Genomic DNA, 25,671 nt, shown 5'->3' with positions numbered 1-25,671 from the left:
ATGAGCACCACCACCGTCACCCCGCTGACCACCGCCGCCGCCGAGACCCTGGTCGCCGCCGCCCGCGCCGCCGCCGAGGCCGCCGGAGTCGCCGTCAGCGTCACCGTCCTGGACGCGGGCGGGCACCTGCTCGCCTTCCGCCGCGACGACCGCTCCGTCCTGATCTCCGGCGAGACCAGCACCCGCAAGGCCTACACCGCCCTCCAGCTGAACGCCCCCACCGCCGATCTGGTGGACCTCGTGAAGCCCGAGGGCCCGTTCCACTCCCTCACCACCGCCCTCGACCGCCCTCTCCTCTTCATCGCCGGCGGCGTCCCCGTCCACGACCGCGACGGCCACCTCATCGGCGCCCTCGGCGTCGGCGGCGGCGCCCCCGCCCAGGACCACGCCTTCGCGACCACGGCCCTCACCGCCCTCTGAGCCCCCGTCACCCCGCGCGGCCCCGCAGCCCCCGCGCTGCGGGGCCGCGCCGCGTCCGGTCTCCGGGGCACGGCACCCGCTCGGTACACTGCGCCGATGATCATCGAACCCTCGCACGGCCCGGTCGAGCTCGTCGTCTTCGACTGCGACGGCGTCCTGCTGGACAGCGAACGCCTCGCGGTGCGGGTGGACGCGGTGGTACTGGCCGCGCTCGGTTGGGAGTTGAGCGAGGAGGAGATCGTCCACCGGTTCGTCGGCCGCTCGCACGCGTACATGACCTCGGAGATCGAGGCGCACCTCGGCCGGGCGCTGCCGGAGGGATGGGACGCGGAGTTCCAGCCGCTCTACGACGAGGCCTTCGCCACCGAACTGACGCCCGTGGACGGCATAGAGGCGGCCTTGGACGCGATCGCGCTGCCGACCTGCGTGGCCTCCAGCAGCAGCCACCCGCGCCTGCGCAGGACCCTCGGCCAGGTCGGCCTGCACCACCGCTTCGAGGGCCGGATCTTCAGCGCGAGCGAGGTGGCGAACGGCAAGCCCGCCCCGGACCTCTTCCTGCACGCCGCCACCACTCTGGGTGTACCGCCCGGCCGCTGCCTGGTGGTGGAGGACAGCCGCTTCGGCGTCGCCGCCGCCCGCGCGGCCGGCATGCGCTCCCTCGGCTACGCGGGCGGCCTCACCCCGGCCGCCTGGCTGGAGGGCCCGGCCACCACGGTCTTCACCGACATGCGCGAACTCCCCGCCCTCGTCGCGGCGGCCGGCTGAGCGGCGGACCGAGACGCCGGCCGAGCCGTCGCCACACGATTCCGACGCACCGGCGGCGCGCGGGCAGCGCGACGGCGATGGGCGGCACCGGAGGATCCGGTGCCGCCCATCGGGGCCGTGCGAGGTCAGAGGTCGAACTCCTCCGGGGAGACGGCCAGTGCGAAGCAGGCCTCGCGGACGACCGCCTGCTCGGTCTTGTCGAAGTCGCCATCGGCGCCGCCGATGACGATGCCGATCTGGATGACGGCGCGGGCCTCGACGGGCTTCTTGGCGACCTTGCCGATCACCTGGAGCAGCGTCACCTTGCCGAGCTCGAAGTCGGCGGTGACGGTGGTCAGGTAGTCGTCGAAGCGGCGGTGCAGGTCCGCGGCCTCGAAGTTCTGCAGCACCGGGTTGGTGGCGATCAGCGCCGCCACCCGCTGCCGCTCGGACGGGTCGACCGAGCCGTCCGCGGCGGCCACCAGGGCGCACATCGCCATCGAGGCGTCGCGGAAGCCGCCGCTCTTCAACTCGTTCTTCTTGCTCTCGAGTTGGGTCTGCATGGTCTGGGCGGACTGCTTGAGGCGGTCCCACAGGGCCATCGGTGAAGTCTCCAATACGGGGTGGTGCGGAGCTACGTGCTACAGGTGGGGGGCGATGGCCGGCATCAGGTCCTGGAAGGTGCGGCCGCGGGCGGGTTCGCCGATCGCGGAGAACGTCCAACCGCCGCCCTCGCGACGGACCTTGGCCATGATCTGGGCCGTGTGCGGTCCGCCGCCGGTGAGGGTGTAGCGGGCCAGCTCCGTGCCGGTGGACTCGTCCACCAGACGGCAGAAGGCGTCCTGCACCTGCTCGAAGGTCTGCCCGGTGAAGGAGTTCACCGTGAAGACGATCTGCTCGACCGTCGCGGGCACCCGGGCCAGGTCGACCACGATGGTCTCGTCGTCGCCGCCCGCGCCGCTGCCGCCGACCAGGTTGTCACCGCTGTGCCGGACGGAGCCGTCGCGGCTGACGAGCTGCTGGAAGTAGACCACCTCGACCAGCCCGCCGCCCTTGTTGTAGAGCACGGCGGAGGCGTCCAGGTCGATCGGTCGGGCGGTGAGCTTGGCGAAGAAGCCCTTGGGCGCGGCGGCCCGCCAGCCGAGGCCCATCCGGACCACGCTCAGCGCGCCGCCGTCGGCCTTGGCCAGGCTGATGCCCTGGCCCTTCCTCAGGTTGATGCTCATGCTGCTACTGCCCCTTCTCGCCGGCTGCGGCGCGCGGTCAGAGTGCGACGCCGAAGTCCTGGGCAATTCCCGCCAGACCCGAGGCGTAACCCTGCCCGATGGCGCGGAACTTCCACTCCGCGCCGTTGCGGTACAGCTCGCCGAAGACCATGGCGGTCTCGGTGGAGGCGTCCTCGGAGAGGTCGTAGCGGGCGATCTCGGCGCCGCCGGCCTGGTTGACCACCCGGATGAAGGCGTTGCGGACCTGGCCGAAGTTCTGGCCGCGGCCGGCGCCGTCGTAGATCGAGACGGGGAAGGTGACGCGCTGCACGTCGGCCGGGACGGCGGCCAGGTTGACCTTCAGCTGCTCGTCGTCGCCGTCGCCCTCGCCGGTCCGGTTGTCGCCGGTGTGCTCGACGGAGCCGTCGCCGCTCTTGAGGTTGTTGAAGAAGACGAAGTCACCGGTGGAGCGGACCTTGCCGTCCTCGCCGAGCAGCAGGGCGCTGGCGTCCAGGTCGAATTCGGTGCCGGTGGTCGAGCGCACGTCCCAGCCCAGGCCGATGACGACGGCGGTCAGGCCGGGCGCCTCCTTGGTGAGCGAGACGTTTCCACCCTTGCTGAGGCTGACGCCCATGAACGGTCTCCTTCGAGTCGTGGTGCCGCCGGCGGAGCTGACGGTGTTTTAAATCTACAGCAATGTAGAAGTAAAGAGACCGTAAGATCCCCTGCGGGGAGGCCGCAGTTCGCGGTCTCGCTACGATGAACGGCCGACACCGCCGCGACGTGCCCGAGGAGGACCGATGGTGCGAGACACCGAGCCCGAGCCCGGCCACGCCCGGGACCACGGCGGCCACGACGGCCGTCCGCGCCGGCGCGCGCAGGGCGAGCTGGAGTCGCAGATCCTGCACGTGCTGCACCGCGCCGGCCGGCCCGCCTCCGCCGCGTGGGTGCAGGAGCACTTCGACGGCGAGCTCGCCTACTCCACCGTGATCACCATCCTGACCCGGCTGCACGAGAAGAAGGCCGTCACCCGGGTCCGCGACGGCCGCGCCTACCTCTTCACCCCCGCCGCCGACGGGGCCGGACTGGCCGCCCTGCGGATGCGGCGGATGCTGGACGCCGAGAGCGACCGGCAGGCCGTGCTGGCCAGCTTCGTCACCGCCCTCTCGGCCGACGACGAGCAGCTGATCCGCGCCCTCCTCGCCTCCGACTCCCCTCCCTCGAACGGGAGTTGAGCACACCGTGGGCGTCTTCGTCTTCCTCCCCCTGATCCTGCCGCTGACCGCGCTGCCGATCGCGCGGCTCGCCGAGCAGCACCTGCACCCGCGCACCACCACCCGGCTGCTCAGCTGGATCAGCGGCGTGCTGGCCCTCTGCTCCACCCTCTGCCTCGGCCTGCTCGGCGTGGTCGGCACCGCCCAGATCCCGGGCAACCCGCTGCCGGACGCCTGGGCCGACCCGGAGGTCCGGGCCGCCGTGCCCTGGGACGAGGCGGTCGGCACCGGCTCGATCGTCGCCCTCGCCGTGGTCCTGGTGACCGCCGCCGTCACCCTCGGCCGCCACCTGCGCGGCCGCCTCCGGGCCCGCTGGGCACTGGCGCCGCTGGGCAGCGCCGACGAGCTGGCCGTGCTGGACGACGAGGCCCCGTACGCCTACGCCGTCCCCGGCCGCCGGGGGCGGGGGCGGATCGTGGTCTCCACCGCGATGCTCGACCACCTCGACCAGGACGAGCGGCGCGCCCTGTACGCCCACGAACGGGCCCACCTGACGGGCGGTCACCACCGCCACCTGCTCACCGTCCGGCTCGCCGCCGCCGTGAACCCCTTCCTGGCCCCGCTGCGCGACGCCGTGGTCTTCGCCGCCGAACGCTGGGCCGACGAGGAGGCCGCCGAGGCCGTCGGCGACCGCCGCCTGGTCGCCCGCGCCGTCGGCCGCGCCTCGCTCGCCCTCCCCCGGCCGCAGGCCCCCACCGCCCTCGCCCACTTCGCCGCCCCCGGCCCCGTCCCGCGCCGGGTCGCCGCACTGCTGGCCCCCGGCCCGCTCGTCCGCCACTGGCCCCCGGCCGCCAGCCCGGCCGGCCTCGCCGCCCTGGTCGCGGCGGCCGGCACCACGGTCTCGGCGATGTCCTGCCTCAACGCCTCGGCGGCCCTGCTGCTGATCCTGCACACCGCGACCGCCAGCCACGGGATCGGGGCCGGCTGACCGGGCGTCAGTGCGGCGTGCCAGAGTCTGCCCATGCTGGAGATCACGGTACGGACCGAGGGCGGGGCGCGGCTGGTCCGGCCGACCGCCGAGGAGCTGGCCGCGCTGGTGGCGCGGATCGGCGCGGACGAGGACAACTTCCTGGTGCTGCAACGGGCACCGGACCTGCCCGACGTCTTCGCGCAGGTCTGGCACCGGACGGGTGACGTCTACGCGCTGGAGCACCGCGACGGCACGCCGGAGCGGCACTTCGGGGCGCTGTTCGACACCCCGGAGGCGGTGGCGGCCGCCCTGACCGGCTGGGCCCGGCAGGAGACGGGTTGGGACGCGGGCCGGACGTGGGAGCGGCTGGAGTTCGCGCCCGCCCCGGAGGCGCCGCCGCTCGACCTGAGCGAGGCGGACCGCACCCTCCTGGAGGACCGGCTCCGGCTCGAACTGGCCGCCGGATACACCGACCTGGACGGGCTCGCCGAGCTCGCCGAGGACCACCTGATCACCGCCGAACGCCGTCCCGTCTCCCCCGCGCAGGCCAGGGCCCTGGCGAGGCGGCTCTGGCTGGAGCGCGTCGGGGAGCAGTCCGCCTGGCAGGGCGAGACCGACCCGGAGCGGCTGGCCCGGGCCTTCGCCGCCCTGGAGCGCAGCGGCATCACCGCCCGCGAGAACTTCGCCTGCTGCGGCAGCTGTGGCCATGCCGAGATCGGCGGCGTGGCCCCCGCCGAAGCGCGCGGCTTCGTCTACTTCCACGCCCAGAGCACCGAGCACGCCGCCGCCGGACACGGCCTGACGCTGCACTACGGCGCCTTCGAGGGCTCGGACACGACCACCCTCGACGTCGGCCACGAGGTGGTGGCCGCCCTCCAGGGGGTCGGCCTCCGCACCGACTGGGACGGCACCCGGGAGCGCGCCCTCACCGTCACCCCGCTCGACTGGCGCCGCCGCCTGGTGGGCTAGCGCTGTGGCCGGGACCCGCTTTCGATCCGACCCGACCCGGGGTAGCCTCGCCACCCAGATCTCCGCCGGGGTGATCGAGCAGTTCCAGCAGCAGTACGCCAACTGATCGCCCGTCAGAGGGAGTCGAGAGCGATGACCACGCGTTTCGGGGACTACCAGAACGAGATCTACCTCAACGGCCTGGGTGGCGTGCTGCCGACGCTGCCGATGACCTTCGGGGAGCTGGAGGCGAGGGCGGCCGGTGCGCTGGCGCCCTCGGTGCTCTCCTACGTGGCGGGCGGGGCGGGCGACGAGTCCACCCAGCGGGCCAACGTCGAGGCCTTCGGGCACTGGGGCCTGGTGCCCAGGATGATGGTCGGCGCGGTGGAGCGGGACCTCTCGGTCGAGCTCTTCGGGCTGCGGCTGCCCTCACCGCTCTTCATGGCGCCGGTCGGGGTGATCGGGCTGTGCGCGCAGGACGGCCACGGCGACCTGGCCACGGCCCGCGCCGCAGCCCGCACCGGGGTCCCGATGGTGGCGTCGACCCTGACGGTGGATCCGCTGGAGGAGGTGGCCGCCGAGTTCGGCGACACTCCCGGCTTCTTCCAGCTCTACACCCCCACCGACCGCGCACTGGCCGAGAGCCTGGTGCACCGCGCGGAGGCGGCCGGCTACCGCGGCATCGTGGTCACCCTCGACACCTGGGTCACCGGCTGGCGCCCCCGCGACCTCGCCACCTCCAACTTTCCCCAGCTGCGCGGCCACTGCCTGGCCAACTACACCAGCGATCCGGTCTTCCGGGCCCGCCTCGCCAAGGCCCCCGAGGAGGACCCGGGCGCCGCGATCCTGGAGTGGGTCGGCCTGTTCGGCAACCCGCTCACCTGGAACGACCTGCCCTGGCTGCGCTCGCTCACCGACCTGCCGATCGTCCTCAAGGGCCTCCAGCACCCCGAGGACGTCCGCCGGGCCCGCGACGGCGGCGTGGACGGCGTCTACTGCTCCAACCACGGCGGCCGGCAGGCCAACGGCGGCCTGCCGGCCCTGGACGCCCTGCCGGGCGTGGTCGAGGCCGCCGGCGGGCTGCCGGTCCTCTTCGACTCCGGCGTCCGCTCCGGCGCCGACGTGGTCAAGGCCCTGGCCCTCGGCGCCACCGCCGTCGGCGTCGGACGCCCCTACGCCTACGGCCTGGCCCTGGGCGGCACCGACGGCGTCGTCCACGTCCTGCGCTCGCTGCTCGCCGAGGCCGACCTGATCATGGCCGTCGACGGCTACCCGACCCTCGCCGACCTGCGGGCCGAGGGTGCCCTGCGCCGGATCTGACGCACCGTCGGGACCCCGTACCGGACCTCCGGGACGGAGCTCCGCCGGGTGGCCCTGCCCGGCCGACCGACCGCTTCGGCTCACCGCCCCCGCGAACCCCACCAGTGGCTCTCCGACCCGTCACGACCACTCCGGGCGGCGTCGACCCGCCGAGCGCTCAGAACGACGGGTCCTCGCCGGTGAGACCGTCGACGGACTCGCGGATCAGGTCGGCGTGGCCGACGTGGCGGGCGTACTCCTCGACGAGGTCCAGCAGGATGCGGCGGAGGTTGGGGCGCTCGCCGTTGCGAGCGGTGAAGGCACCGAGCTGCTCCAGACCGCCCCCGGCGAGGGCCGCGTCGACGACGGCCCGGGAGCGGGCGGTCGCCTCCTGCCAGAGCGTGTACAGCTGCTCGGGGGTGTCCTCGGCGGCGGAGCGGTAGTCCCAGTCGGGGGTGGCCTCCCAGTCGACGGCGTCCCAGGGTGCGCCGACGGGCACGCCGAGCCAGAGGCGGGCGAAGTGGCTGTCCTCGATGTGCGCCAGGTGCTTGAGCAGCCCGCCCAGGGTGACGGTGGACGCGCCGAGGGTGGCCCGCAGTCCGGCGGCGTCCAGCCCCGAGGTCTTCCAGGCCAGCGTCGCCCGCTGCCGCTCCAGTGCACCCAGGACGGCCGCCGCCTCGGTGCCGGCGAGCGGGGGGTCGGGCCAGGTCTCCGCAGTGAACTCGATCATGCGTCAGGACTCTAGTGGCTACTCCGAATTCGCTATTCGGGGGCACGGCATGGGTGCGTCGGGGCGGGGGCCGCCGATCCGAGATCAATCCTCGTTCCGCCGGACGTCGCGCGTAACCGAGGAGGAACAGAGTGGCCGTCACCAGGAAAGCCGTTCTCACGACGATCGCCGTAGGGATCGCGACCTCATTGGTCACAGCACCCGTCGCCCAGTCCACGGCGCGCATCGCGGACGGCAAGGTGACCTCGCGCATCGGCCAGAAGGTGCGGGAGAAGCCGACGACCAAGTCGAAGTCCATCGGCGAGTACGCCACCGGCGCGAAGGTCCGGCTGGCCTGCAAGGTGCACGGCGAGAAGGTGGACGGCAACGACCTCTGGTACCGCCTGGCGAACCGCGACGGATGGATGAGCGCACGGTTCGTCAAGAACTCGGCCCCGGTAGCCTTCTGCGACGCCGACGGGGGCGACGCCGGAGGCAGCGGCAGTGCCAAGACCGGGCCCAAGGGCGACACCGGCGCCAAGGGCGAGGCGGGCGCGAAGGGCGACACCGGAGCCACCGGCCAGGCGGGGCCGAGGGGCGAGACCGGCCCGGCGGGTCCTGCGGGTCCCCAGGGCGCGAAGGGTGACGCCGGGTCAGCCGGCGCGCCGGGCCAGAAGGGCGACGCGGGCGCGACCGGCGCCCAGGGCCCCCAGGGCGAGGCGGGCGCAGCAGGACCACGAGGCGAGACCGGACCGGCCGGCGCCAAGGGCGACACCGGAGCCACCGGAGCCCAGGGACCGACCGGAGCTACCGGGGCGGTGGGTCCTCAGGGCGAGACAGGCGCGACGGGCCCGAAGGGCGACACCGGAGCCACCGGAGCCACAGGAGCCACAGGAGCCCAGGGCCCCAAGGGCGACGCTGGGTCAGTCGGCGCACAGGGACCGCAGGGCGAGCCCGGGGCGACGGGCTCCGCCGGAGCGCAAGGGCCCAAGGGCGACACCGGAGCCACCGGCGCGCAGGGACCGACCGGGGCTACCGGGGCGGTGGGTCCGCAGGGCGAGACGGGCCCGACCGGCGCCCAAGGCCCCAAGGGCGACATCGGGGCCCAGGGCGCGCCCGGCGTCCAAGGCGCACCCGGTGCCCCGGGGGACAAGGGCGACACCGGAGCTGCCGGCCCTCAGGGCCTGAAGGGCGACACAGGCCCCGCCGGGGCACAGGGCGCCCAAGGCGCCAAGGGCGACACCGGCGCGACCGGAACTCAGGGCCCCAAGGGTGACAAGGGCGAGCCCGGTGTCGAGGGTGTAGTCGGCCCTCAGGGGCCGAAGGGGGACACCGGCGCCAAGGGCGACACGGGACCGCAGGGGCCGAAGGGGGACACCGGGCCGCAGGGTGTGAAGGGCGACGCCGGCGACTCCGGAGCCACGGGGGCGGCGGGAGCCCAAGGGCCCAAGGGTGACACCGGCGCGACCGGCCCCGCCGGGGCGCAAGGGGCGCAGGGCGCGAAGGGCGACACCGGAGCCGCCGGAGCTCAGGGCGCTCAGGGCGCTCAGGGCGCTCAGGGCCCCAAGGGTGACACCGGTGCGCAGGGGCCGAAGGGCGACCCCGGGCCGGTGAAGAACCCGGTGGTCCGCCAGGTGACCGGAACGCAGGTCACGCTGTCCGCCACCAAGGACGCCTCCGTCACGGGCACCGCCCAGTGCCCGACCGGGTCCACCGTGGTGGGTGGTGGGTTCAGCCACGGCACCCGGGCCAACCAGACCCTCGTGCCCGACTTCTGGTTCTGGGAGAGCCAGGCCGACCTCACCGCCAACTCCTGGCGCGTCTCGTTCCAGCAGAATTCCGCGACGGGCGCCACCTTCGCGATCACCCCGTACGCCTACTGCCTCTCGCTGGCCTGACCGCCCGGCCGGGCGGCGGCCGGCACCAGGCCGGGGGCGAAGCGGAAGGAGACGGCCTCCATCAGGGGCCTGCGCTTGGTGTTCTGGAAGGCGGCCACCCGCCAGCGGCCGTCCTCGCCGCGCACCAGGGTGTAGGTCTGAACCTTCGTCAGCTTCCCCTTCGGGGCGGCGCCCTTGTACGTGTCGCCCCGCGAGGTGACCACGGCGAGGCCGGGGGCGGGGAAGCGGACGTCCACGAGTTCGTCGGCCAGCCGGGTCCCCTTGAGGAAGCCGGCGAACAGGGCGCGGTGGCTCTCCACGATGTCGCGGCGGCCCCGGTAGTGGGTGCCGACGTAGGTGACGTAGTCGGCGTCCTCGGTGAACTCGGCGCCGTAGGCGTCGGCGTCGTGGCGGGCCCAGGCGTCGACCAGCCGGGCGAGGACCTCGGTGACGGGCTGGCGGTCGGTGCTGTGCGTGGTCATGACGGCCCCTTCCGGGATAGGCTGAGATGGCTGCACAGATGCAATATCTGCGCGCATGCAGATAAATGTAAGGGGAGTACCTCGCCATGGCAACCGCCCAGCCCGCACCGGGCGACGAACACGAGACCTTCCGCGCCTACCTGGACGCGGTGGGGCTCAACGCGATGGCCGCCGCCGCCGCGGTCGGCCTCCAGCCCTCGGAGTGGTACGCCTTCAGCCGGCTCGCCCTCGCCGGCGGCCTCACCTCCGGGGAGCTCTCCACCCTGACCGGTCTCACCACCGGCGCCACCACCCGCCTGATCGACCGCCTGGAGCGGGCCGGATTCGTCCGCCGCGCCACCGACCCGGCCGACCGCCGCAAGGTGGTGGTCGAACCCGTCCCCGAGTCACTCCCCCGCATCGCCGAGGCCGTCACCCCGACCCGCCACCACCTCGCCCGGGTCCTCGACCGCTACACCCCCGAGCAACGCGCCGTCCTGTTCGACTACTTCAGCCACGCCGCCCCCGCCTTCCGCGAGGCCACCGAGGAGATCCGCCGCTCCGGGTGAACCCGGACAGCCCTGCGCCCCGGTCACCGGTTGGGGCCGGTGACCGGGGCGCAGGGGGTCCGATCAGGGTGGGTCAGGGCAGGTCAACGACCTTGCAGGGCCTTGACGTTGTCGCCGAAGGACCAGCCCTTGGAGCCGTCCCAGTTGATGGACCAGGTCATCAGGCCCTTGAGCTGGCCGCTGAAGGAGCCGTAGGCCTGGCTGACCAGGCTGGGGGCCATGTAGCCGCCACCGGCGCCGGGCTGGGCCGGGAGGCCGGGGACCTGCTTGTCGTAGGGGACCTTGATGGTGGTGCCCTGGATGGTGAGGCCGTTGTTCAGGCACTGGGTCTGCTTGGTGAAGCCCTCGACCGTGCCGGCCTGGTAGGAGTCACCGGCGCAGCCGTACATGCTGCCGTTGTAGTACTGCATGTTGAGCCACCACAGGCGGCCGTTGTCGACGTACTTCTTGATGATCGGCAGGTACGAGCCCCAGATCGAGCCGTAGGTGACGCTGCCGCCGGTGACGTACGCGGTCTCCGGCGCCATGGTCAGGCCGAAGCCGGCCGGCATCTGGGCGAGCACGCCGTCGATGATGCGGATCAGGTTGGACTGGGAGGCCGAGAGCGAGGTGATGCTGCCGCTGCCGGACAGGCCGGTCTCGATGTCGATGTCGATGCCGTCGAAGTTGTACTTCTTCAGGATCGGCACCACCGTGGCCACGAACTTGTCGGCCACCGTGCTGGAGCTCAGGTCGATGCCGGCGGCGGCGCCGCCGATCGACATCAGCAGCGTCGCGCCGGCCGCCTTGGCCTGGCACATCTCGGCGGGGGTGGAGACCTTGACGCCCGCGTCCATGCCGTCCTGCCACAGGACGGTGCCGTCGGAGAGGATCACCGGGAAGGCGGCGTTGATGACGTTGTAGCCGTGCGCGGCGATCCGGCTGTCCGTGATCGGCACCCAACCCATGCCCGGGTGAACGCCGTTGGAGGCGCCGTCCCAGTTCTCCCAGTAGCCCTGCAGCACCTTGCCGGACGGCTTGGGCTTGGTCGGGCAGGTGTCCCCGGTGCCGCTCGGCGAGGGGCTGGTCGACGGCGAGGTGGACGGGCTGGTGGACGGCGAGGTCGACGGGCTCGTCGAGGGCGAGGCACTGGTCGACGGACTGGTCGACGGGGACGGGCTGGTCGACGTGCTGGTGGACGGCGAGGGGCTGGAGCCGCCGGGGCCGGTCAGGGTGAAGTCGTCGGCGTAGTAGGCGGGTTGGCCGTACCAGCCGTGCACCCAGATGGTCACCGAGGTGGTGCTCGCGCCGGTGCCGAAGTTGACGGCGAGCTGGCCGTAGGAGGCGTTGCCCGGGGTCCAGGTGGAGGTGGTGCCGGTCAGGCCGGTGCCAGTGGCGCCGAGGTAGACGTAGCTGCCCTGGACCCAGGCGCTCAGCGAGTACTGGGAGTTGGGCTGCACGCTGATGGTCTGGCTGCACTGCCCGCTGTCCTGGCCGCTCGGCACCGCCTTGAGCGCCGAACTGCCGCCGTGCACCGGGCTGGTGACCGCCGCGCCGGAGCCGGCCGTACAGGTCCAGCCGGAGAGTCCGCTCTCGAAGCCGGGGTTGGCCACCAGGTTGGGGGCCGCCGCCCCGGCGGTGACCGAGCCGGCCACCACGAGGCCGGCTCCGACCACCGCGGCGGCGCTGACGCCCGCGAGGGTGCGCCGGGCGAGGTTCGGCGCGGGGCGGGCGTGGCTGGTCCGGGTGGGCTGCGGCGCGCGCTCCGCCCCGGGGCCGGGGCCGCCCGACGGACGCGGAGTACGGGACCTCCGACGGAACATGGTGTGCTCCCTTCCCGCCGGGCGTCGTGGAACTGTCGACGCGTGGGGGCGCGACGCCCGGGCATGGGTGAGGTGGGGGGACATGTGGGGATGTGCCGGTCCGGATCGTAGGAGCGCCGGAAAGGGCACGTCAATAGGTCTGGACCAATCACCCGGCGCACGCCCCCGCGAGCTCGGACGATCCCCCGCCCCGACCCCCTGCCCGGGTGGCACTCCGTCAGGAACGCCGGGCCCGGGGGCCGTTGGCGGGACCGAGCCTCAGCCCTTCAGCCCGAGGGCGGTGCGCAGCTCGCGGCCGGCGCCCCCGAAGCCGGGGCCGGCCGGCCCTCCGGCGGCGGCCCTGGCCGCCTCGGTCCGCGGGTCGGCCCGCTGGATCGCGGCCCACCGGGCCAGCTGCTCGACCTCGCCCCGGTACTTGGCGACGGCGGGCCGCAGCGGGGCGCTCCAGTCCGTCCGGTCGAGCACCAGCAGCGTGCTGTCGGTGGCGGTGACCAGCTGCTGGGCCCAGGCGCGGTACTGCTCCGGCGCCTCGTCGGCCCGCTTCTCCGGCGCCAGCACCAGGGCCTGTTCGACGCTGCGGGAGGCGGCGAAGTAGGCGTTCTGCTCGGCCGAGAAGGACGCCGGATCCTGGCGGACCGAACCGGTCCGGAGCTCCGGGGACTGGACCAGGCAGAGTGCCCGCTTGCCGTCGACCGGGCCGACGTACCCCGGCTCGACGCCCTCGGGCAGCGCCGCCTGGTCGAGCACGTAGTCGTGGTGGACGGCGAGGCAGTTCCGCCGGACCACCGCGTCCTCGGGGTACCCGCCGGCGGTCGGCAGGTTGGCCGGCCCGGTGACCTCGGTCCGGTGCGGCCGGTCACAGGGCACCACGGTGACGGTCCGGGGGACCGGCCCGTCCATCCCGAGCTCCACCACGCACTGACCCGTGGTCAGCTCTCCGACGAGCACCTTGCCGTTGCCCTGCGCGATGCCCAGCACCTGCGGCACGACCAGCGAGAGCGCCAGGATCCAGAAGCCGGACAGGCACAGCCCCAGGATCGCCCGGCTCCGGCCCAGCCAGGGGTTGTTGCCGATCCTGCGCAGCGCGAGCACCCCGAGCACGATGCCCGCCACCACCCCGATCCCGGTGAAGCCGAGGGCGCCGGCCACCAGGGCGGCGGTGGCCCCGCGATCCTTCCCCGGCGCGGGCGGGTACTCCCGGGCGGCCGTCTCGGTGGCGGGGCTGGACTGCTGGTCGGGGACCGAAGACAACGCCGGGGCTCCTCGTGGGCAGGGGTCCGCTGGTACGCGGCCCCGCGACGATATCCGGGTGCCCTGGCCCTCCGCCTTCGATTAACCTCCGCCGCCCGTCCGGGCGGTGACCAGGCCCGACTCGTACGCCGCGATCACCGCCTGGGCGCGGTCCCGGACGTCCAGCTTGCCGAAGATGCTGGTGATGTAGTTCTTCACGGTGGACTGGCTGATCTCCAGCGCCTGCGCGATGGCGGCGTTGTCCAGCCCCCCGGCGATCAGGCGCCAGACCTCCACCTCACGGGGCGTCAGCTCCCCGGCCGCACCGCCCTCCGCCGGGGCCACCGCCACCGCGGCGGCGGGCGAGGCCCGGACGTGACTGGAGATCAGCCGGGTGAGCAGCCGGGGGGCCACCACCGCCTCGCCGGCGTGGACGGTCCGGATCGCGGCGGCCAGGTCCTCCGGGGAGACGTCCTTGGGCAGGAAGCCGTACGCGCCGGCGCGCAGCGCGGCCACCACGTACTCGTCCATGTCGAAGGTGCTGAGCGCCAGCACCCGCACCCCGGGCAGCTCCGCGGCCAGCCGCTCGGTGGCGCCGACGCCGTCCAGCACGGGCATCCGGATGTCCATCACCACCACGTCGGGGCGCAGCTCCCGCGCCCGGGCGACGGCCTGCTCGCCGTCCTCGGCCTCGCCGACCACCTCGAAGGAGGGGTCGGGCGAGAGGATCAGCGAGAGTCCGCGCCGCACCAGCGGCTGGTCGTCGGCGATCAGGACCCTGATCGCCCGCTCCTCGGTCATCGGTTCTCCTGCCCGTTCTGGACGGCGGCCTCGGCGGTCTCGGCCGGGCTCAGCGGTAGGTCGGCGAGGACGGCGAAGCCGCCCTCGGGGAGCGGACCGGCCGTCAGGGTGCCGCCGTGCAGGGCGACCCGCTCCCGCATCCCGACCAGGCCGTGGCCGCCCGGTACCGCCGCCCCCGGCACCGAGCCCTCGCCGTCGTCGCGGACCTCCACGCCCATCGACTCCGGACGGTACGTCAGCCGCACCTCGGCACGGGCCGGCCCCGCGTGCTTGCGGGCGTTGGTCAGCGCCTCCTGGACGATCCGGTACACCGTCAGGCCGACGGTCGGCGGCAGCGGGCGGCGCGCGCCCTCGACCGTGAGCACGGTCGGCAGCCCGGCCCGGTCGGACTCGGCCACCAGCCGGTCGAGGTCCTCCACCCCGGGCTGGGGAGCTGACGGGGCGTCGTCCGGTTCGTCGCCGGTGCGCAGCACGTTGAGCAGCTGACGCATCTCGCGCAGCGCGAGGCGTCCGGAGGACTCCAGGGTGACCAGGGCGTCGCGGGCCACCTCGGGGTTGGCCAGGTTGGCCCGGGCGCCGCCGGCCATCAGCTGCATGGTGGTGATGTGGTGGGCCACGATGTCGTGCAGCTCCCGGGCGATCCGCCGGCGTTCGTCGGCCACCGCGCGGTCGGCGAGCAGCTGCCGGTTGGCCGCCACCTCGCGCTGCCAGCGGTTCACCGCCAGGGCGCCGCCGACCACGAACAGCACCGAGAGCACCGGGCTGATGCCCTCCTGCCAGGAGACGGTGCGACCGTACGCCTGGCTCCAGGAGAGCAGCGCCGCCGCGGTCACGGCCGCGGCCGCCGTCACCCGGCGCGGGCAGGCCCGGGCCACCGAGTACACGCTGACGATCAGGGCGGCGCCGAAGTGGGTGGGCAGCCGCAGCAGCAGGGTGGACAGCACGTCCAGCAGCACCACGACGGCCAGCACCGGCAGCGGGTGGCTACGGCGGAAGAGCAGCGGCAGTGCGGCCACCGCGATCAGGAGCAGGCCGGCCACGCTCACCTGGTGCTCGCCGGTGGGGTCGCCGAAGAACACGTAGCTGAGCACGTTGAGCGCGCACGCCCCGGCGGCCACCAAGGCGTCGGTGTGCGTCCAGGGCACCCCCTCGGCCTGCGCCGCGCCCCCGGGGGGCGGCCCGAAGTGTGCCCGCACGCCCATGTCCGTCCTTCCATGCCGACTCAACCGCGCTGATCAGCGCCGATGCCCTCATTCTGTCAGGGCCCCGGAGCGGCGGGCATGGTCCCCGCGGCCGATCACCGGGCCGCCGGACCAGGACCACGGTCCCGGGTGCGCCCCGCCCCGGGGAGCTGAGGCCCCGTCACGGATCGTCCGCCGCCACGACGCCCGGGGCCCCTCCCGGCTGATGAGCTGTGAGCAGACCGGGAACCCCCGGCACCAGCACACGAAACGGGCCGCGCCAGGCGGTCCGCCGGAGGAACACGTGATCCGCGCACTGACCGGGTACTCGACCAGGAACCCCTGGCGGGTGATCGCCTTCTGGGTCGTCCTGGGCATCGGCCTCACCCTGCTCAGCCCGATGCTGCTCTCCCGCGTCACCCAGTCCAGCACCGGGGACTTCCTGCCCCGGAGCTACGACTCGGCCGCGGCGCTGCGGATCGCCGAGGAGCACTTCGGGCTGCGGCCGGACGCCACCACGGTGACCGTCCTGGTCGCCCGGGCCGACGGCAAGCCGCTGACCGCCGCCGACCACGAGCGGGTCACGGCGCGCTCGGCGGAGCTGGCCGCGCACCGGGTGGAGATGCCGCGCGAGAAGGACGAGCCCGCCCTGCTGGTCCCGGACCGCTCGCAGACCCCCCGGGTCGCCCCGGCCGTCCGGGCGCCCGACGGCTCCTTCGACCTGCTCACCGTGGAGCTGACGGGCAGCCAGGCCGACGAGGGCGTGCAGAAGGTCTTCCGCGCCTTCCGCGACCACGCCACCGCCCGCTTCGCCGCCGACGGCCTGCGCAGCGGCTTCACCGGCGCGCTCGCCGAGACCTCCGACACCACCGAGGCCAACCGGACCGCCACCGTGGTCGGCGGCGCCCTGGTGGTCGGCCTGATCGTGCTGCTCAACGTGCTGGTCTTCCGCAGCGTGCTGGCCGCCGTGCTGCCGCTGCTCGCGGTCTCCTTCATCGGTGGTGTGGCCACCGGGGCGGTGGCCGGCATGGCCATCCTGACGGGCCTTCGACTGGACGCGAGCACGCCCGGCCTGATCTCGGTGGTGCTGCTCGGGATCGGCGTGGACTACCTGCTCTTCCTGCTCTTCCGCTTCCGCGAGCAGCTGCGCGCCCGCCCCGACCGGCCCGCCCGGGAGGCCGCCGCCGAGGTCTCCGGCCGGGTCGGCACCGCCATCACCTCCGCCGCGCTCACCATCGTCGCCGCCTTCGCCACGCTCGGCGTGGCGAGCTTCGGGCAGTTCCGCTCGCTCGGCCCGGCGATCGCCGTCGCGGTGCTGGTGATGCTGCTGGGCAGCCTCACCCTGATGCCGGCGATGCTGGCCGCCTGCGGGCGGAAGCTGTTCTGGCCCTCGCGCGCCCTGCGCCGCGACCCCGCCCCGGGCTCCACCGCCGAGCGCTTCGGCCTGCTGGTGGCCCGCCGGCCGCTGACCGTGCTGCTCGGCTCGATCGCCCTGCTCACCGCGCTGGCCGCCGGTGTGGTCGGCATCCGGATGGACTACGGCCAGGGCGGCGCCACCTCGACCACCCCGGCCGCCGCCACCGCCGCCGAGATCGCCCGCGCCCTGCCGGCCGGCGTCTCCGACCCCACCAGCGTCTACGTCACCGGCCCGGCCCTGGCCCCCGCGGGCCTCGACGGTCTGTCAAAGGCCCTGTCCGGTACGGAGGGCGTCGGCCAGGTCGCCCGGCCGGTGCTCTCCCCCGACGGCCGGGCCGCCCGGATCGACCTCTACCTGACCGTCGACGCGCAGAGCGCCCGCGCCCGCGAGCTGGCCTCCGGCCCGGTCCGCGCCACCGTCTCGGCCCACACCCCGGCGGGCACCGAGGCCCACGTGGGCGGTACGGCGGCCGTCTTCGCCGACGTGTCCGACGCGGTCGACCGCGACCTCCGGCTGGTCTTCCCGGTCGCGGCCGCGCTGATCGGCCTGATCCTGCTCCTCCTGCTGCGCAGCCTGCTCGCCCCGGTCGTCCTGATGCTCGCGGTCGGCCTCGGCTTCGCCGCCACCCTCGGCGCCTCCACGCTGCTCTTCCAGCACGGCCTCGGCGAACCGGGCGTCTCCTTCACGCTCCCGCTCGTCCTCTTCCTCTTCGTGGTGGCCCTCGGCACGGACTACAACATCCTCATCACCGACCGCATCCGCGAGGAGATGCACCGGCCCGGCCCCGCCCGCGCCGCGGTGGCCCGCGCCGTCCGCCACACCACCCCCGCGATCGCCACCGCCGGGCTGGTCCTGGCCGGCTCCTTCGCCTCCCTGGCCACCACCCCGGGCAGCGCCCAGGTCGCCTTCGCCCTGACCCTCGGGATCCTGCTCTCCGCCTTCGTCCTCTCCCTCGCCCTGGTCCCCGCCCTCGCCGCCCTGCTGGGCCGCTCCCTCTGGTGGCCGCTGCGCCGCCCGGCACCGGCGGTGACGGACGAGGCCACGGTCCACCCGGCCGCCGAGTACGCCCACCGCTACTGAGGCGACCGACGGCCACCGGCCGGAGCCCGACACCCCTGCACGACCCGGGTGTCGGGCTCCACCCGTCGGGCGGCCCCGGCCCCGCTACGCCAACGGCACGGCGTACACCGGCTCCTGGCCGTACCCCGTGAAGCCCGCCCGCCGCAGGATCGGCCCCGAGCTGGCCGGGTTGGCCTTCACCAGCACCATCCGCGCCCCGTGCTCCGCCGCGTACGCGAGCCGGGCGGCCAGCAGCGCCCGGTAGACACCCCGCCGCTGCCGGGCCGGCGCCACCACGCCGCCCGTCAACCGGGCCACCCCGTCGACCAGTTCGAGCCCGGCCGTCCCGGCGGCCTCGCCGTCGACGTACGCGACCAGGGTGCCGCCCTCCCCCGCCGTGACCGTCCGCCCGTTCCGCTCCGCGGCGGCCACGATCCGGTCCTCCGGCGGCAGCTCGCCGCCGAATCCGGTCACCGCCACCGCGGCCCCGTCCCGCGAGGTGTCCGCGTCGGTCGCCCACCGCAGCTCGACCTCGGCCTCCGGCTCCCGGAGCTGGGGCGCACCCTGGCCCAAGTCCGCCGCCAGGACCTCCAGGTCCAGCTTCACCCGCCCGCCCCGGGCCGCCAACTCCTCCGCCAGGCCCGCGGGGTGGCCGATCAGCACCTGCCAGTCCAGCACCGGCACCCCGACCTCCCGCGCCCGCCCGACGACCCGGTCGACCGCCTCCCCCAGCGGTCCGTACGGCGTGAACGACACCACCGAGAGGTCGAAGTCGTAGTAGTCGGGCAGCCGCACCATCCGGTACTCGTCCGTCCCGATGACCTCGGCGTTCTCCGGCCGCCACACCCAGGCAGCGCTCGCGGCAGCGACATCAGCATCAGAAAGTCCCATGCCCAGCACCCTAGGAGCCGTCGTGCCCGTGCTCCGTGAGCGACCGCCCGCTGTTACGGAACCCGGACGTCAGGAGACGAAGCCCACCACGCCGAAGCCGGGCCGGGCCTGCGCACCGCGCAGCCAGCCGATCACGTCCATGACCGCCTCGACCACCTCCGGCTCCAGCGGCGGGGCGTGGCCGTCCCGCTTGGTCTGCTCGAACTGCTCCAGCGCCGCCAGGCACTCCTCGTGCGTCCACTCGCCGCAGCGCGGCAGCTCGTAGTGCGGGATCGGCTTCGGCAGTCCGTCGTAGTAGCCGAGTTCGGCCACCGAGACCGCCGTGATCCGCAGCGCCCGCAGGCCCTCGTCGACCATCTCCAGCCAGGAGCCCCGGAACGGGGAGAACGAGGAGTTGTCGAGGAAGCTCCCGGTCAGCGAGCAGAGCCGCTTGTACGCGTAGCCGTACTGGAACGCGTACTGGCCGGGCCCGGTGAACGGCCCCCCGTTCACCACCGCCCGCAGGGCCTCCAGGGCCGTCGGCGCGCCGTCCGCGATCTCCGACGAGAACCACTCGTCGTCCGCCGCCAACTCCCGCCCGAAGCCGCCCCGCACGGCCTCCACCAACCCCTCGTCGCCGGAACCGACCAGCGCGCGGGTGGCCTCGATGTCGAGCAGGTACACACTCAGCGAAGAACTCATGCCGCCACGCTATCCACCCCCTCCGACACCCCGTCAGACCGGCACCCCCGCCGAGGGTTCGGCCCGCCAGGACGGGAGGCGGTGGTGGGTCGGGCCGGTGACGGTGCGGGCGCCGGCGGTGTACGCGGCCCAGCGGAGGTCGTCGGCGGCGAAGGCGTCCTCGCCGTGGGCGTCGAGCCAGAGGGAGAGGGTGCCGGGGGCGGTGTGGGTGACGTCCCACCAGGACCAGGTGCGGAAGGGGCAGTCGAGCTCGAAGCGCCAGAGCCAGTTGTCCAGGGACCAGCCGTTGCCGTGGCCGGCCTCGGTGTAGTGCGAGGCTCCGGCGCGCGCGAAGTCCGGCACCGGCCCGTCCCCCGCGCAGGCGGCGGTGAACCAGTCCGGGACCGGGCGCGGGACGACCTGGGAGTCGATCCGGCCCTCCAGCACCGAGCGGTCCAGGGCGGCGCCCAGCACGGCGCGCAGACGCGCCGCGTACTCCTCCGCCGAACCGTCGAGCTCGATCAGGAAGCGGCTCAGCCCGGGCGGCGGGGCCGGATCGTCCCCCGGGCGGGAGTCGATCCGGTCCCGTTCGTCGAGGAGCGCCTCTTCCTCCTCGCTGAGGACCTCGTCGAGGAAGTCCCCTCCGGAGTCCGCGAGTTCGCCGTCCGTGGGCATGTGCCGTTCCTTCTCCATCCGGCGGGGGCCTCCTCCTCGGAGCGGCCGCTGCCGCTGCCGGGAATTGTATTGCTCTCCGGATCACCGAGCAGGGCGCCCGGGATGGGGAACCGCAGCGGCGTGTACGTGGTGCTGACCCACAGGGTGGAGCGGGCGCGCCAGGTCACCGCACCGTTCTCGTCGATGAGTTCGGTCGGGGTGTCGACCAGGTCGGTGACGATGGCGAAGAAGCGTCGGTCGCTCCTCGGCGCCGCCGGTGACGATCGCCTCGGCCTGGGCCAGCGGGTGGTGGCCCTCGTGCTCCCAGGTCAGGGTGTGGGGGCCGGCCAGGCGGTCCTCGACCCCGACCGGTCCGCCGCGGGCGGCGTAGCCGAAGCCGCGGCGCTGGACCAGGGCTCCGCCCGAGCCGCCCTGCTCGACCAGCTGGGAGGTCGGTCGGCGCGCCCCGTACCAGGTCTGACGGACCGACAGGCCGCTCTGCCGGCCACGGCCGACACATCCGGGCCGGAGCCGTCCGCTCAGCCGGCGGCCTCGCCCCGGACCGGCGTCGAGATCGCGGTGAACACCACGGCCCCGGCGGGCAGGCCGACCAGGGTGCCCAGGATCGTTCCGATGCCTGGCCCCCATCCGGCCCGGACGGCCTCGCCGAGCAGGTGCCCGGCCACCAACGCCGCCCCGAGGACCACGATGCCCGCAGCTACGGCGAGCCGCCGCTTCGATCCGGGCTCCCGCCCGTGGAAGTCGAAACCGATGGCGCCGAAGGAGCCCATCATCAGGGGCCACTGGTCCAGGTCGCCGGCGTCGGCGATGCCGAGCAGCCACAGCGCCCCCCAGCAGAGGGCCGCGAACACCAGGCCGACCGCTTCGTAGCAGCAGACCGCGAAGAACACGTACCGGCTCGTTCCAGGCTTCACGGATCCCCCATCCGTTCGACTCCCCCAGTCGCTCCCGGTGTACCCGGATCCGCCGGTCGGACCCCGGTCGTGGCGGGATCGGAACGGTTCGGGCCCGATCGGCGTCCTGGTGGGCATGGACACACGCAACGCGCTTCAGGGCCCGAGCCGGCGTCAGATGATCGGCGGGGCCGCCCTGGTGACGGCCGCCACCCTCCTCCCGGCCGGCAGAGCGGCCGCCCGGGGGCGCGGCGACGTGACGGAGCGGCTGCGCGCGCTGGAGCGGGAGCACGGCGCCCGCCTCGGGGTGTACGCGCGCGCCGCCGACTCCGGCCGCACCGTCCACCACCGGGCCGACGAGCTGTTCCCGCTCTGCTCGACCTTCAAGACCCTCGCCGTGGCCGCCGTCCTCCGCGACCTCGACGGCCCGCTCGACCGCCGCGTCCGCTACACCGCGAAGGAGGCCGCCGACTCCGGCTACGCACCGGTCACCGGCCTGCCCGAGAACGTCGCGGCCGGTCTGACGGTGGAGCAGCTCTGCGACGCCGCCGTCCGGTTCAGCGACAACGGGGCCGCCAACCTGCTGCTCAAGGAGCTCGGCGGCCCCGGGGCCGTGACCCGGTTCTGCCGTTCGCTGGGCGACCGGGTGACCAGGCTCGACCGCTGGGAGCCCGCGCTCAACTCGGCCGAGCCGGGCCGGGCCACCGACACCACCAGCCCGCGCGCGCTGGCCCGGACCAACGCGAAGCTGGTCACCGGCCGGGCGCTGGAGCCGGCCGACCGCGAGCGCCTCACCGGCTGGCTGCGCGCCAACACCACCGGCGGGAACCGGCTGCGGGCCGGGCTGCCGAAGGACTGGACGGTGGCGGAGAAGACCGGCACCGGGTCCTACGGCACGGCCAACGACGCCGGGGTGGCCTGGCCGCCCGGCCGCGGTCCGGTCGCGATCGTCGTGCTGACCACCCATCAGGACCCGAAGGCCGTCGCCGACGAGCCGCTGATCGCCGAGGCCGCCGCCATCGCCGCCGAGGCCCTGGCCTGATCCGCGCCGCCGGGCCCCGCCCACGCGGCGGGGCCCGGCGGCGGGAGGTCAGTGCACCGTGCCCGCGTACCGCCGCACGAAGCGGGTGCCGGTCGCGGCGGTCACCGTGACGTCGTAACGGCCGTTGTCGAGCGGCCAGTTGACGGTGGCCTGCTTCCCGGCGGCGACCCACACCGTCTGGGTCCGGCCCGCGAAGTCATGGGCCGAGAGGGTGAAGGACACCTCCGTGCCGCCGTCGTTGTGCAGGTGCAGGGCCACCTTGTTGCGCTGCACGAGCGCCTCCACCACCGGCACCGCCACGTCCTGCTGCTCCGCCCGGACCACCGTCCCGGCGAAGCGGCGGACGAAGCCGTCGGGCCCGTGCACGGTGAAGTCGTACTGGCCGTCGGTGGCCGAGGCGTCCCAGACGTAGGTCCTGGCCTGGGCCGACGGGACGGTGAACGGCGTTCCGGCGAACGGGAGTCGGACGTTCGGGTAGACCGTGTAGGGGAAGCCGGCCGTGCCGGTGTTGGTCATGGTGCAGGTGATCCGGCCGGTGGCGCGGTCCACGGCCACCTCCGCGCCGGGCCCGTAGGGCAGCTTGCGGTGCGGCCGCTCCCCCGGCTCCTGCGGCGGCATCGACTGGCCGCCCACCGCCGGGAGCCTGACCGCCGGCAGGCCCGCGCCCGCGTCGGCCCGGGCCATCAGGGCGTTGGTGTCGGGCAGCGAGGGGATCGAGAAGTCCGGCTTGGTGAAGTCGAAGCAGCTGGTCAGGTCGCCGCAGACGGTGCGGCGCCAGGCGGAGACGTTGGGCTCCGCCACCCCGGTCACCACCTCCAGGAACTGCACCACCGAGGTGTGGTCGAAGACCTGGGAGTTCACCCAGCCGCCGCGCGACCACGGCGAGGCGACCCAGAGCGGGACGCGGTTGCCGAGGCCGATCGCCCGGCCCTGGGCGAACTCCTCGGGGGTGCCCGGCTCGGGGGTGGGCGGCACCATGTGGTCGAAGTAGCCGTCGTTCTCGTCGTACATGACCAGGAAGACGGTGTGGTTCCACACCTCCGGGTTGGACATCAGCGACTGCAGCGCCGTGTTGACCCAGTGCGCGCCGTACGCCGGGCCCGCGTTCGGGTGCTCGGAGAACAGGTACGGGGCGACCAGCCACGAGACCGTCGGCAGCGCACCGGACTTGCAGTCGGCGTCGAAGGCGGCGGGGTCGAACTTGGTCATCGCGTTGACGTACCGCGGGTCGTCCTTCGGGAAGGCGTGGAACTGCTTGAAGTACGAGAGCGCGTTGTCGTCGTAGTCGCCGGTCCGCTCGTCCTTGCTGGGGTTGTGGTAGACCCGCCAGCTCACGCCCGCGGCCTGCAGGCGCTCCGCGTAGGTGGTCCAGTCGGCCACCGGGTTGTCCGTCACCGGGGTGTTGTCGATCCACGGGCCGGTGGTGCCGTCCTTGCCCGGGCCGGCGGTGCCGGTCCACAGGTAGAGGCGGTTGGGGTCGGTGGGCCCGGCCAGCGAGCAGAAGTACGCGTCGCAGAGGGTGAACGCGTCGGCCAGCGCGAACTGGTAGGGGATGTCCTCGCGGGTGAAGTAGCCCATCGCGCGCTCGCCCTTGGCGGCGATCCACTTGTTCATCGCGCCGTTGTTGATCGCCTGGTGGCCGGTGGCCCAGTCGTGCGGGAGGCCGCCGGCGTTCTGCGCGTTGTACTTCGAGGTGTCCATCCGGTACGGCAGCATCACGCCGCCGTCGCTGCGGCCCGCGTCGGGCTGGCGGAACACGTCGCCGCCGTCCGGGAACTGCAGCGCCTGCTTGTCGGCGAAGCCGCGCACGCCGTTCAGGGTGCCGAAGTAGTGGTCGAAGGAGCGGTTCTCCTGCATCAGGATGACCACGTGCTTGACGTCGGCGACGGTGCCGGTGCCGGGCTTGGGCCGCTTGGCCTTGGCGGCCTCGGTGTCGGCGGCGGCCGCCTCGGTGGCACCGGCACCGCCGATCACACCGGCCGCCGCGGCCGCGGCGGAGGCGGAGACGAAGGTGCGGCGGCTGAGCTGGGGAGTCATCTGGCGGCCTCTCAGATCGTGAAGGTGGCGACGGCGGCGGCGGTGTCCGAGGGCCAGCCGTTGGCGGCGGCCGCGGGTTCGGCGGCGGGCCAGCCGGTGGTCAGGGTGTGGGCCTCGACCAGGGTGAGCCTCCCGGCGAAGTGCACCTGGTCGATCCGGTCCTGCGGCTCGGGCTGCGTGCCGCGCGAGACCCGGGTGACGGACCAGGTGGTGCCCGGGGAGGCCGCCGGGTCGGGGTGGGCCAGCCGGTAGGCGTCGACCAGGCCCGCGTCGCGCAGGGCCGCCGTCACCGGCCACTCCAGCGCCGCGACCCCGCCGTGCGCGGCGGCGGTGGCCGGTGTCCAGTCCAGGTGCGAGGGCGAGGCCAGCCCGGCGGCGAGCACCACGGGGAGCGGCTTGCGGACGGCCAGTTCGGCCTTCACGGCGGCGGCCAGGGCCAGCGCCTGCCGGCCGCGGGCCGAGGCCTTCTCGCTCGCGAGCACCGCCTCGGCGCTCCGGCCGTCCTGCACGGCGTACGGGCCGTAGTCCGCCTCGTCCAGGTGGGCGGCCCAGAACCGCACCGCCCGGCCGCCGGGCAGCTGCACCGTGACGCCGGCGGCCGGCAGCTCAGCGGTCGGCGCGGTCACCTCGGCCAGCGGGTAGCGGCTCAGCACGCCGACGCTGCCCGCACTCTGGTACGCGTACCAGCCGAGCGCGTCGGCCAGCGCCTGGGCGGCGGTGCCGCCGGTCTCCTGGAGGGCCACCACGTCCCAGCCCTGGGTGAGCACCACCCGCAGCTGCTTCTCCAGCGCGTCCGTGGTGTTCGCGCCGGCCTTCCAGAGGTTGAGGGTGGCCGTCTTCAGCCGCGGCCTGCGGTGCTCGACCGGCACCTGGACGGTGAGCGCGTCGGTGTTCCCGGCCGCGTCCTTGACCGCGACGGTGAGCACGGCGGGCCGGGGCAGTGGCGCGTTCGGGGCGGTGCCGGTGACGGTGCCGCCCGCGCTGACGGAGAGCCAGGAGTCGCCGCCCGTCTTGCGGAAGACCGGCGCCGAGGAGCCGAGCATCCACAGCCCGCCGAGCTCGATCCGGAACGCGGCCGAGGGCGCCACGACGGTCGCGGTCAGCGCGTCCACCGCCAGGTGCGGGCGCGGCGCGACCGGGCGCGGACGGAAGGAGAACGGCGCGCTGCGCGCCAGGACGCCGTAGCCGTCCTTGGCCAACAGGTAGGCGGTGTACGGGCCGTCGGTCAGCGCCGAGGTGTCCAGCTGCACCTCCCCCGAGGCGGCCACGGTGTACTTCCAGAGCAGCGAGGAGCCGGTGCCCGGCAGCCGGTCGCCGTCGTAGACACCGACCCAGTTCTTGGCGTCGGGGGCGTCGGTGGTCCAGCGGAAGGTGAGCCGGTCGCCTTCGGTGGGGCTCTGCGGCGTGGAGAGGCTGAGGGAGGAACCTGCGGCCACGGGGGTCCTGTCCGCCGCGGCCAGGGGGCGCGCGGCTGCGTCGAGTTGGCTGTACAACCCGGCCCATTCAGTCGGGGCCGGGCGGCCTCCCGATGAACGGAACGTGACCGTCCGCCGGTCTTCCCCGGAAC

The 25,671-nt window shown here is 74.2% G+C and carries 24 protein-coding genes and 2 pseudogenes; 10 read left to right on the top strand and 16 right to left on the bottom strand.

Annotation, left to right across the window (positions count from 1 at the left end):
* Together ACWCYY_RS26860 and ACWCYY_RS26855 are read left to right on the top strand one after the other, a co-directional pair.
* Complete coding sequence (locus tag ACWCYY_RS26860) at positions 1-420, top strand: GlcG/HbpS family heme-binding protein (protein ID WP_449797509.1); 420 nt, start codon at positions 1-3, stop codon at positions 418-420.
* Positions 421-516: 96 nt separating this feature from the next.
* The gene (locus ACWCYY_RS26855) at positions 517-1,185 is read left to right on the top strand and encodes an HAD family hydrolase (RefSeq protein WP_380149249.1); all 669 of its coding nucleotides are present in this window, start codon (positions 517-519) and stop codon (positions 1,183-1,185) included.
* A gap of 125 nt (positions 1,186-1,310) precedes the next feature.
* On the opposite strand, the gene ACWCYY_RS26850 is transcribed toward ACWCYY_RS26855, so the two are convergent.
* Genes ACWCYY_RS26850 through ACWCYY_RS26840 form a run of 3 tightly spaced genes read right to left on the bottom strand, consistent with a single transcriptional unit; the run spans position 1,311 to position 3,003 of the window.
* Complete coding sequence (locus ACWCYY_RS26850) at positions 1,311-1,766, bottom strand: tellurite resistance TerB family protein (protein ID WP_449797508.1); 456 nt, start codon at positions 1,764-1,766, stop codon at positions 1,311-1,313.
* 39 nt (positions 1,767-1,805) lie between these two features.
* Positions 1,806-2,390, bottom strand: coding sequence for a TerD family protein (locus ACWCYY_RS26845; protein WP_449797507.1), 585 nt, complete (start codon positions 2,388-2,390; stop codon positions 1,806-1,808).
* A 37-nt stretch (positions 2,391-2,427) separates the two neighbouring features.
* Complete coding sequence (locus ACWCYY_RS26840; protein WP_380149241.1) at positions 2,428-3,003, bottom strand: TerD family protein; 576 nt, start codon at positions 3,001-3,003, stop codon at positions 2,428-2,430.
* Between the two features lie 166 nt (positions 3,004-3,169).
* On the opposite strand from ACWCYY_RS26840, the gene ACWCYY_RS26835 reads away from it, so the two are divergent.
* From ACWCYY_RS26835 to ACWCYY_RS26820, 4 genes are all read left to right on the top strand, one after another.
* A complete protein-coding gene (locus tag ACWCYY_RS26835) occupies positions 3,170-3,604 on the top strand; it encodes a BlaI/MecI/CopY family transcriptional regulator (RefSeq protein WP_449797506.1) in 435 nt (144 codons plus the stop codon).
* Between the two features lie 7 nt (positions 3,605-3,611).
* A complete protein-coding gene (locus ACWCYY_RS26830; RefSeq protein WP_380149237.1) occupies positions 3,612-4,571 on the top strand; it encodes a M56 family metallopeptidase in 960 nt (319 codons plus the stop codon).
* 33 nt (positions 4,572-4,604) lie between these two features.
* Positions 4,605-5,522, top strand: coding sequence for a DUF6891 domain-containing protein (locus tag ACWCYY_RS26825; protein WP_449797505.1), 918 nt, complete (start codon positions 4,605-4,607; stop codon positions 5,520-5,522).
* A gap of 132 nt (positions 5,523-5,654) precedes the next feature.
* Complete coding sequence (locus ACWCYY_RS26820; protein ID WP_449797504.1) at positions 5,655-6,821, top strand: alpha-hydroxy-acid oxidizing protein; 1,167 nt, start codon at positions 5,655-5,657, stop codon at positions 6,819-6,821.
* Between the two features lie 157 nt (positions 6,822-6,978).
* On the opposite strand, the gene ACWCYY_RS26815 is transcribed toward ACWCYY_RS26820, so the two are convergent.
* On the bottom strand, positions 6,979-7,530 hold the full coding sequence (locus ACWCYY_RS26815; RefSeq protein WP_449797503.1) for a mycothiol transferase: 552 nt from the start codon (positions 7,528-7,530) through the stop codon (positions 6,979-6,981).
* 188 nt (positions 7,531-7,718) lie between these two features.
* On the opposite strand from ACWCYY_RS26815, the gene ACWCYY_RS26810 reads away from it, so the two are divergent.
* Positions 7,719-9,407: an exosporium protein gene (locus ACWCYY_RS26810; protein ID WP_449797502.1), complete on the top strand. Its 1,689-nt coding sequence runs from the start codon at positions 7,719-7,721 to the stop codon at positions 9,405-9,407.
* Here the strand turns inward: ACWCYY_RS26810 and ACWCYY_RS26805 are convergent.
* On the bottom strand, positions 9,386-9,868 hold the full coding sequence (locus ACWCYY_RS26805) for an SgcJ/EcaC family oxidoreductase (RefSeq protein WP_449797501.1): 483 nt from the start codon (positions 9,866-9,868) through the stop codon (positions 9,386-9,388). The genes ACWCYY_RS26810 and ACWCYY_RS26805 overlap by 22 nt on opposite strands.
* An 86-nt stretch (positions 9,869-9,954) precedes the next feature.
* Here ACWCYY_RS26805 and ACWCYY_RS26800 point away from each other — a divergent pair, with 86 nt between their 5' ends.
* Positions 9,955-10,416, top strand: a complete 462-nt coding sequence (locus tag ACWCYY_RS26800; RefSeq protein WP_380149225.1) for a MarR family winged helix-turn-helix transcriptional regulator — start codon at positions 9,955-9,957, stop codon at positions 10,414-10,416.
* 83 nt (positions 10,417-10,499) lie between these two features.
* Here ACWCYY_RS26800 and ACWCYY_RS26795 read toward each other — a convergent pair.
* From ACWCYY_RS26795 to ACWCYY_RS26775, 5 genes and pseudogenes are all read right to left on the bottom strand, one after another.
* Positions 10,500-11,459 (bottom strand): annotated as a pseudogene (locus ACWCYY_RS26795) (chitinase); the annotation flags it as partial.
* A gap of 219 nt (positions 11,460-11,678) precedes the next feature.
* Positions 11,679-12,218: pseudogene (locus ACWCYY_RS26790) on the bottom strand (carbohydrate binding domain-containing protein); the annotation flags it as partial.
* A gap of 258 nt (positions 12,219-12,476) precedes the next feature.
* Complete coding sequence (locus tag ACWCYY_RS26785; protein WP_449797500.1) at positions 12,477-13,469, bottom strand: DUF4190 domain-containing protein; 993 nt, start codon at positions 13,467-13,469, stop codon at positions 12,477-12,479.
* A gap of 81 nt (positions 13,470-13,550) precedes the next feature.
* Positions 13,551-14,249, bottom strand: a complete 699-nt coding sequence (locus ACWCYY_RS26780) for a response regulator (RefSeq protein WP_380149221.1) — start codon at positions 14,247-14,249, stop codon at positions 13,551-13,553.
* The gene (locus ACWCYY_RS26775) at positions 14,246-15,451 is read right to left on the bottom strand and encodes a sensor histidine kinase (RefSeq protein WP_380149219.1); all 1,206 of its coding nucleotides are present in this window, start codon (positions 15,449-15,451) and stop codon (positions 14,246-14,248) included. The genes ACWCYY_RS26780 and ACWCYY_RS26775 overlap by 4 nt, the downstream gene beginning before the upstream one ends.
* 283 nt (positions 15,452-15,734) lie before the next feature.
* On the opposite strand from ACWCYY_RS26775, the gene ACWCYY_RS26770 reads away from it, so the two are divergent.
* On the top strand, positions 15,735-17,927 hold the full coding sequence (locus ACWCYY_RS26770) for an MMPL family transporter (RefSeq protein WP_449797499.1): 2,193 nt from the start codon (positions 15,735-15,737) through the stop codon (positions 17,925-17,927).
* Between the two features lie 84 nt (positions 17,928-18,011).
* On the opposite strand, the gene ACWCYY_RS26765 is transcribed toward ACWCYY_RS26770, so the two are convergent.
* The 4 genes from ACWCYY_RS26765 to ACWCYY_RS26750 form a co-directional block, all read right to left on the bottom strand.
* Positions 18,012-18,797 carry a GNAT family N-acetyltransferase gene (locus tag ACWCYY_RS26765; RefSeq protein WP_449797498.1) on the bottom strand — a complete coding sequence of 262 codons (786 nt, stop codon included), beginning with the start codon at positions 18,795-18,797 and terminating at the stop codon, positions 18,012-18,014.
* Positions 18,798-18,866: 69 nt separating this feature from the next.
* Complete coding sequence (locus ACWCYY_RS26760; protein WP_449797497.1) at positions 18,867-19,478, bottom strand: DUF7691 family protein; 612 nt, start codon at positions 19,476-19,478, stop codon at positions 18,867-18,869.
* A 33-nt stretch (positions 19,479-19,511) separates the two neighbouring features.
* Positions 19,512-20,150 carry a hypothetical protein gene (locus tag ACWCYY_RS26755; protein WP_449797496.1) on the bottom strand — a complete coding sequence of 213 codons (639 nt, stop codon included), beginning with the start codon at positions 20,148-20,150 and terminating at the stop codon, positions 19,512-19,514.
* Positions 20,151-20,650: 500 nt separating this feature from the next.
* Entirely contained in the window at positions 20,651-21,046 is a 396-nt protein-coding gene (locus ACWCYY_RS26750; RefSeq protein WP_449797495.1) for a hypothetical protein, read from the bottom strand.
* Positions 21,047-21,161: 115 nt separating this feature from the next.
* Between ACWCYY_RS26750 and bla the strand changes: the two genes are divergently transcribed.
* Complete coding sequence (gene bla / locus ACWCYY_RS26745) at positions 21,162-22,067, top strand: class A beta-lactamase (protein ID WP_345283222.1); 906 nt, start codon at positions 21,162-21,164, stop codon at positions 22,065-22,067.
* A gap of 48 nt (positions 22,068-22,115) precedes the next feature.
* Here bla and ACWCYY_RS26740 read toward each other — a convergent pair whose 3' ends face one another.
* Positions 22,116-24,104, bottom strand: a complete 1,989-nt coding sequence (locus tag ACWCYY_RS26740) for a phosphocholine-specific phospholipase C (protein ID WP_449797494.1) — start codon at positions 24,102-24,104, stop codon at positions 22,116-22,118.
* Positions 24,105-24,115: 11 nt separating this feature from the next.
* Positions 24,116-25,540, bottom strand: coding sequence for an endonuclease/exonuclease/phosphatase family protein (locus ACWCYY_RS26735; protein WP_449797493.1), 1,425 nt, complete (start codon positions 25,538-25,540; stop codon positions 24,116-24,118).
* Positions 25,541-25,671: the final 131 nt, after the last annotated feature.

The organism is Kitasatospora sp. NPDC001664, assembly GCF_053596675.1.
Note: the sequence above shows the minus strand (reverse complement) of the source record. Positions and strands in the feature narration are given on the sequence as shown.

What these genes read in the sequence shown, in the direction of transcription:
- ACWCYY_RS26860 (WP_449797509.1), top strand. Translation starts at nt 1, where the DNA reads ATGAGCACCACCACCGTCACCCCGCTGACCACCGCCGCCGCCGAGACC.
- ACWCYY_RS26855 (WP_380149249.1), top strand. Translation starts at nt 517, where the DNA reads ATGATCATCGAACCCTCGCACGGCCCGGTCGAGCTCGTCGTCTTCGAC.
- ACWCYY_RS26850 (WP_449797508.1), bottom strand. Translation starts at nt 1,766, where the DNA reads ATGGCCCTGTGGGACCGCCTCAAGCAGTCCGCCCAGACCATGCAGACC.
- ACWCYY_RS26845 (WP_449797507.1), bottom strand. Translation starts at nt 2,390, where the DNA reads ATGAGCATCAACCTGAGGAAGGGCCAGGGCATCAGCCTGGCCAAGGCC.
- ACWCYY_RS26840 (WP_380149241.1), bottom strand. Translation starts at nt 3,003, where the DNA reads ATGGGCGTCAGCCTCAGCAAGGGTGGAAACGTCTCGCTCACCAAGGAG.
- ACWCYY_RS26835 (WP_449797506.1), top strand. Translation starts at nt 3,170, where the DNA reads ATGGTGCGAGACACCGAGCCCGAGCCCGGCCACGCCCGGGACCACGGC.
- ACWCYY_RS26825 (WP_449797505.1), top strand. Translation starts at nt 4,605, where the DNA reads ATGCTGGAGATCACGGTACGGACCGAGGGCGGGGCGCGGCTGGTCCGG.
- ACWCYY_RS26820 (WP_449797504.1), top strand. Translation starts at nt 5,655, where the DNA reads ATGACCACGCGTTTCGGGGACTACCAGAACGAGATCTACCTCAACGGC.
- ACWCYY_RS26815 (WP_449797503.1), bottom strand. Translation starts at nt 7,530, where the DNA reads ATGATCGAGTTCACTGCGGAGACCTGGCCCGACCCCCCGCTCGCCGGC.
- ACWCYY_RS26805 (WP_449797501.1), bottom strand. Translation starts at nt 9,868, where the DNA reads ATGACCACGCACAGCACCGACCGCCAGCCCGTCACCGAGGTCCTCGCC.
- ACWCYY_RS26800 (WP_380149225.1), top strand. Translation starts at nt 9,955, where the DNA reads ATGGCAACCGCCCAGCCCGCACCGGGCGACGAACACGAGACCTTCCGC.
- ACWCYY_RS26780 (WP_380149221.1), bottom strand. Translation starts at nt 14,249, where the DNA reads ATGACCGAGGAGCGGGCGATCAGGGTCCTGATCGCCGACGACCAGCCG.
- ACWCYY_RS26775 (WP_380149219.1), bottom strand. Translation starts at nt 15,451, where the DNA reads ATGGGCGTGCGGGCACACTTCGGGCCGCCCCCCGGGGGCGCGGCGCAG.
- ACWCYY_RS26765 (WP_449797498.1), bottom strand. Translation starts at nt 18,797, where the DNA reads ATGGGACTTTCTGATGCTGATGTCGCTGCCGCGAGCGCTGCCTGGGTG.
- ACWCYY_RS26760 (WP_449797497.1), bottom strand. Translation starts at nt 19,478, where the DNA reads ATGAGTTCTTCGCTGAGTGTGTACCTGCTCGACATCGAGGCCACCCGC.
- ACWCYY_RS26755 (WP_449797496.1), bottom strand. Translation starts at nt 20,150, where the DNA reads ATGGAGAAGGAACGGCACATGCCCACGGACGGCGAACTCGCGGACTCC.
- bla (WP_345283222.1), top strand. Translation starts at nt 21,162, where the DNA reads ATGGACACACGCAACGCGCTTCAGGGCCCGAGCCGGCGTCAGATGATC.
- ACWCYY_RS26740 (WP_449797494.1), bottom strand. Translation starts at nt 24,104, where the DNA reads ATGACTCCCCAGCTCAGCCGCCGCACCTTCGTCTCCGCCTCCGCCGCG.